5 protein-coding genes are annotated in these 5,306 nt (G+C 63.1%); 3 read left to right on the plus strand and 2 right to left on the minus strand.

Annotation, left to right across the window (positions count from 1 at the left end; genetic code table 11):
- Window positions 1-161: 161 nt before the first annotated feature.
- A complete protein-coding gene (locus tag ACXWUF_RS17895; protein WP_458495970.1) occupies window positions 162-2,528 on the minus strand; it encodes a penicillin acylase family protein in 2,367 nt (788 codons plus the stop codon).
- A 195-nt stretch (window positions 2,529-2,723) separates the two neighbouring features.
- Between ACXWUF_RS17895 and rph the strand changes: the two genes are divergently transcribed.
- The 3 genes from rph to ACXWUF_RS17910 all read left to right on the plus strand — a co-directional run bounded on the left by rph (window position 2,724) and on the right by ACXWUF_RS17910 (window position 4,192).
- Entirely contained in the window at window positions 2,724-3,446 is a 723-nt protein-coding gene (rph, locus tag ACXWUF_RS17900; protein WP_458495974.1) for a ribonuclease PH, read from the plus strand.
- Between the two features lie 79 nt (window positions 3,447-3,525).
- The gene (locus ACXWUF_RS17905) at window positions 3,526-3,834 is read left to right on the plus strand and encodes a type II toxin-antitoxin system HigB family toxin (RefSeq protein WP_458495971.1); all 309 of its coding nucleotides are present in this window, start codon (window positions 3,526-3,528) and stop codon (window positions 3,832-3,834) included.
- Window positions 3,824-4,192, plus strand: coding sequence for a helix-turn-helix domain-containing protein (locus ACXWUF_RS17910; RefSeq protein WP_458495972.1), 369 nt, complete (start codon window positions 3,824-3,826; stop codon window positions 4,190-4,192). The genes ACXWUF_RS17905 and ACXWUF_RS17910 overlap by 11 nt, the downstream gene beginning before the upstream one ends.
- A 270-nt stretch (window positions 4,193-4,462) precedes the next feature.
- Here the strand turns inward: ACXWUF_RS17910 and ACXWUF_RS17915 are convergent, their stop codons facing one another.
- The gene (locus tag ACXWUF_RS17915; protein ID WP_458495973.1) at window positions 4,463-5,161 is read right to left on the minus strand and encodes a (5-formylfuran-3-yl)methyl phosphate synthase; all 699 of its coding nucleotides are present in this window, start codon (window positions 5,159-5,161) and stop codon (window positions 4,463-4,465) included.
- Window positions 5,162-5,306 lie beyond the last annotated feature (145 nt).

The raw sequence follows: 5,306 nt of genomic DNA on the forward strand, positions 1-5,306 counted from the left end.
ATTCTTTTTTTTTACCTCCGGGCGCTGCCTTAATCGAGATATTATGGGTGGGCATGAGGGCTGATTGAGTGGGTGTGGGCTTCAGCCCACGATCGGTTTCGGCTGTCGCGGGCTGAAGCCCGCTCCCACAATTCTCCAACAATTCTCCAAGCCCAACCCCATTATCCCGGCGTCAGGCTCAACTTATGCTCCGCTTTCCCCGGCAGGAACGGCAAGGGTTTGCCCGCCACCCAGGCCGGTTGCTGGTCGCGGTAATGCGGCGAGAACGGATGCCCCGACTGCCCGCCCGGCATGTGCAGGATGCCGTCGCCGGGATGATTGGGCGACACCACCAGCCGTTCGCTGCCGCCGTGGAGTCCGTGCAGCACCTTGACGCAGAAGCCGTTGCAGGCGCCGGGCGTTTCCGGCATGTCCAGCAGCCAGCCCGCCACCGGCACGGCCCTGCTGAACGGGTGCTGGACCCGCACCACGTTGACCTTGCCCCACGGCAAACCGGAAAGCCGCGCCCCCTCATGCTCCCGCTGAAGCTCGGCCACGCTCTGCCGAAGCGTCGCCCGCAGGAAGGTCCGCCAATCACCCTGACGCCGATCCGGCAAGGTGTCCGGCAGGCGTTGTGACAATAAGGCACGCAGCGGGGTTTCCTGCTTGCGCCATTGGTAGGCGAAACCCGGCTCGGCCTGAGCGCACCGGCTGACCAACGGAGCGAACACGGCCTTGGCCAAATCCCCGCGCCAGCGGACCAACAACCCAACGCCGAGGCTGTCCGGGTCCAGCTTGCCATTCCAGTGCTGGATGGCCTCTGCCGCGTCGGCCAGTTCCGGGTCGGTCTCGCCCGCCAAAATCTCCAAGGCCAGCCGCCGGTAGAACTCATAGAACTCACTGGTGGTGTCGAGTTGCACATCCAGCAAATCCTGCTCGGTCAACTTGGCCTTGGCCGCCAGTCGCTCGCCGATGCGGTGCGCCCGGTAGCCATTGGCGAAGCCGTGGCCGACGACGTAGGGGTAAGCTTTGCCCAGCGTGCGGTTGTTGGCGGTGGCGAGATAGCCCTCCGGCGGGTCGATCAAGCGCGGCAATTCGTCCGGCGGAATGTAGCCGTTCCAGTCCGCCGCGCCGTCCGCCCAAGACCGGCTAACGCTGCCGTCCAGCCCTGTCCGGCGGGGAATAAAGCCCATGTAAGTCCAGCCGATGCGACCCCGCTCGTCGGCCAGCAGCGCGTTTTGCGGCGGGGTGCCAGCGCGGTTCAGCACGGCCATGGCGGTTTCCAGCGTGGCGGCGGCGTCCATGTCCATCAGCCCCAGATTGACCGCTTGCGGGTCGAGCGCGGCCCAATGCAGGGCGACCGCTTCGCCCAGCAACGGCTCCGGCGAGACCGGACCCCATACCGTGCTTTTCACTTCGGCGGTGACCGGCGAACCATCTTTCACGGCGATGGTTTCGGCGTGGGTCTCGAACCGCCGCCAGCCGTCCGGGGCGCGGTATTCGGCGGGATTGGCCGGGTTGATGTCCAGCTTCACCAAGTCCAGGTAGTCCCCTTCGATATTGGTGAAGCCCCAGGCCACATGCCCATTACTGCCCACCACGATCAGCGGCACGCCGGGCAGGGTTACGCCGGATACGTCCAGCCCGGCGTAATTCAAGCGGGCGCGATACCAGACATTAGGCACACCCAAGGGCAGGTGCATGTCGTCGGCGACAATGGCCCGGCCATCGGCGGTTTTGGTGGCGTTCACCGCCCAATTGTTGGAACCGATGGGGGCGGGTTCCTCCCGGACGGCGGCGAGGCTGAGCCGTTGCCCATCGCTTTCCCCGATCAATTGGGTGATGGCTTGGGCGGGCACCGGCTGGGCCGGGCGGCGGGAATCCGGGCCACCCAGCAAGGCGCGGGTGTATTCGTCGCTGTCGGGGGTGAGGAAGGCCACGACTTCCGGCGGCAGCGTCCGCGCCATGACGGTGAGCATCCGCTCGTCTTGTTCTTCCTGAGCGCCAAGGGTTTGGAACATGCCGAGCGCCACCAGCAGGCTATCTTCCGGGCGCCACGGTTCGGGGCGATAGTGGAGGGCGCGGAACTCCGGCGGAACCTCCTTGGCGGTGGTGATGTGCTGGTTGATGCCCGCCGTGTAGGCGTCCAGTGCCCGCCGCTGTTCGGGGGGCAGATGGGCGACGATGGCCCGCGCCGCTGGCTCGAATTGATAGGCGCGTTGGGTTTGATCCACGGGCAAGGCTTTGGCGCCGAAGATTTCCGCCAGCCGTCCCGCCGATTTGCGCCGCATTAAATCCATCTGGAACAGCCGGTCGCGGGCGTGCAAAAGGCCGAGGGCGCGGTGGGCGTCCTCGCGGTTCTGCGCCGTCACGGTGGGGATGGCGAGGTTGTCGAACTCCACCGCGACCGGCGCGGCGAGGCCCGGCAGGCGAGCCTCGCCGTCCAGTTTTGGCAACGATTGAGCGGCCCGGTCGATCTGGTAGGTAACGGGGGCGATGAGCGCCAGGAGGGCGAATCCCAGCACGTAGAGCGTGTGTTTGCGGGTCATGGGGTGGCGCGATTTTTTAGGGTTTCAATGAAGGTCGGCACTGCGCTGAAATCCAAGCCGTTCGTGCTGACCCTTCGACGCCGCTCAGGACAGGGGTATGGAAGGATGGACGGCTTGGATTGCGGCGGGTTTCAGACCATGGCGGTGGGAATTAATCCGGTATACTGCCCCGCTTTCCCCACACCGAGCAAGACCATGAGACCCAGCGGACGCCAGCCCGACGAACTGCGGAAAATCGCCCTGACCTGCCATTACACCAAGCACGCGGAGGGTTCCGTGCTGGTGGAGTTTGGCGATACCCGTGTCATCTGCACCGCCAGCATTGAGGACCGGGTGCCACCCTTCCTGAAAGGCAAGGGCAGCGGTTGGATCACCGCCGAATACGGCATGTTGCCCCGCGCCACCCACGACCGCACCGCCCGCGAGGCCAGCCGGGGCAAGCAGGCCGGGCGCACGATGGAAATTCAGCGGCTGATTGGCCGCTCGTTACGCGCCGCGCTCAATCTGGAAGCCTTGGGCGAGCGCACCGTCACCATCGACTGCGACGTGATTCAGGCCGACGGCGGCACCCGCACCGCGTCCATTACGGGCGGCTTCGTGGCGCTGAGTTTGGCCGTGAAGCATCTGATGAAGGCCCGCCGCCTCAAGGTGAACCCCATTCATGGGCAAATCGCCTCGGTGTCGGTGGGCATTTACAAGGGCGTGCCGGTGGTGGATTTGGATTACCGCGAGGACTGCGACGCGGAAACCGATATGAATGTGGTGATGAACGACGCGGGGGCGTTCGTGGAAGTGCAGGGCACCGCCGAGGGCCATGCGTTCCGTCGCGAAGAATTGAACGCGATGCTGGATTTGGCCGGGGGGGCGATTCAGCAGTTATTGCAGTGCCAGCGGGAGGCGTTGGAGGCGTGTAAGTAGGCGGGGTGGTATTGAACTTCCCGGATTTCGTGGTGTTTCATTATGGGCTTTTCAAATAGATATTCCCGAAGATAAGCCCATGCGTATCATTGCGAAAAGCACCTTAAAAAGGTTCTGGGAAAATCCCGCCCATAACGATGTCCGTGGACCGCTGGAAAGTTGGTATGAAGAAGCGTTGAAAGCGGATTGGACTTCCCCGCAGGCGGTGAAAGCCAAGTATAGAAACGCGAGTATCTGCGGGAATAATCGCGTCGTTTTTAACATAGGCGGTAACAAGTACCGTTTAGTCGTGGAAATGCAGTATCGGGCCGGGATAGTTTGGGTGAAGTTTATCGGAACTCATGCCGACTATGACAAGATAGATGCGGAGAGCGTGAATGAATATTAAGCCGATTCGTAACGATCACGATTTACAAGAAGCGTTCCGCCGTTTGGAAGGGGTTTTTCAGGCGGAGGAGGGCACGCCGGAAGCCGATGAAATGGAAGTGCTGGTGACGTTAATTGAGGCTTACGAAAACAAGCACTATCCCATTACTCCGTCCGATCCCGTTGAAGCTATTAAGTTCCGCATGGAGCAGCAGGGATTAACCCTGAATGACCTGGAAGTTTATATTGGCGGCAGCGGTCGGGTGCTGGAGGTTTTGAACCGCCAGCGCAAGCTGAGTTTGCCGATGATTAAGCGCTTGCATCATGGCTTGCATATTCCCTATGAAAGCTTGTTGGCTGATTCTGCGGTTTGGTCCTGAAGCAAGTGGCTTGGATGGAGCGCGGCGGAATTAGGGGTGATTAAGCCAGCCTTATCCCGGATTTCGCAAAGCTTCATCCGGCTGCGCTGGCTGGGTTTCCGCGAAGTTCCAACCCAGCCTACGGCCCTACGGCCCTACGGCCCTTGAAAGTCTGGCAGATATTGCTGTACGGGGCGTGCAATTGGCTTTATATCCGAAACTAGCCCGTAGGATGCGGTGACGAAGGAACCGCATCGTTCGCGATTGATGCGCTTCGTGCCTCAGCGCATCCTACGACCCTTGCGACCCCGCGACATTCCCCCTCACCAACCCCACCAATCCCCTTACCGCCCCCACCTCAATCACCCCCGTCCGATTCCCCCCACACAACGCCCCCCGAAACCCCAAATAATCCGGCCCTAATTCCAACAGCGGCCCCACATCCCCCGCCCGCAACGACCCCGCCAGCCCGCACAGCAAGCCCCGCCGCCGGGTTTCCGCCACAAAGTCCCGTAAAAACCCCGGCCCACACACCGCCCGCAAAGAACCACACGCCTTATCCGCCGTGTCCAGCATCGCCCCGGTAAAACCCGCCTCGGCCAGTTCTGCCACCCAGCGAAGCTCAGGGCCACAATCGCCAAACAGCACCGCCACCAGCCGCACGCCCCGCGCCGTCACGGGCCGCAAGCCGTCGATGACGCCGGACCAATCCCCGCCGGGAAAGAAGCCGATCTTCACGTAATCCACCCCCGTCGCCGCCGTGGCTTCCACCGCAGGCCCCACCACGCCGGGTTCCATGGGCAAATCGCCGATGGTGGCGCTGACGGGCCGCTGTCCGCCCAAGGCGTCAACGATGCGGGCCACCTCCCCGACCGACAACGCGCCCAACGCCCCCGCCGCCGGATTCTTCAAGTCGATGATGTCGGCCCCGGCCTCGGCCACCAAGCGGGCTTCGGCGAGGTTCGCGACGCTGGCGAGTAATCCGGTCATTGCTCGCCCGCCCGCGCCGGGTCCGCCAGAAAGGCGTCCACTTTGTCCATCAACCAGCCCCAGGCTTCCAGCTCGGCGGGACCGGCGGTCTTGTCCAGGCCGATGCGGAGGTAATCTAGTTCCGCCTCGATCTTGCTGCGGGGCA

This window comes from Methylomagnum sp., from assembly GCF_054333355.1.